Source organism: Oleiphilus sp. HI0117 (genome assembly GCF_001635235.1).
In genome coordinates this window covers 1-293 of the sequence record NZ_LWGA01000307.1, presented here as the reverse complement: position 1 = coordinate 293, position 293 = coordinate 1, and the positions used below count along the sequence as shown (strand labels likewise).

The following is a 293-nucleotide window of genomic DNA, read 5'->3' as shown; positions in this document are numbered from 1 at the left end:
GCCATTTTCGAGCTGTGGCAACCTGCACACTCACGAGCAAAAACTTTGCGGCCTTCTGGAACCTTATCCAAATCGATATAATCCTTACCTGCTTTGCCATCCAGGTCTTGAGATGCTAGTAGATAGGTCGGGCCGCCAGTAATCAAGAACGCAGCCAGGTCATCCATTTTTGCATCGGCATAGTTCCACGCATCACATTCGTTTGCACATTGCATAATACGCATTGGGCTTTGCTTATTGCCTTGGCCGAAATGCTGCCCAGGATGCGGAAAGTTAGGCACCCAGCATTCTTC

The 293-nt window shown here is 49.1% G+C and carries 1 protein-coding gene; it reads right to left on the bottom strand.

The window, feature by feature from the left end; genetic code table 11:
- A partial coding sequence (locus A3757_RS03820; RefSeq protein ID WP_197469730.1) for a hypothetical protein occupies positions 1-281 on the bottom strand: 281 nt, incomplete at its 3' end.
- Between the last annotated feature and the right edge of the window lie 12 nt (positions 282-293).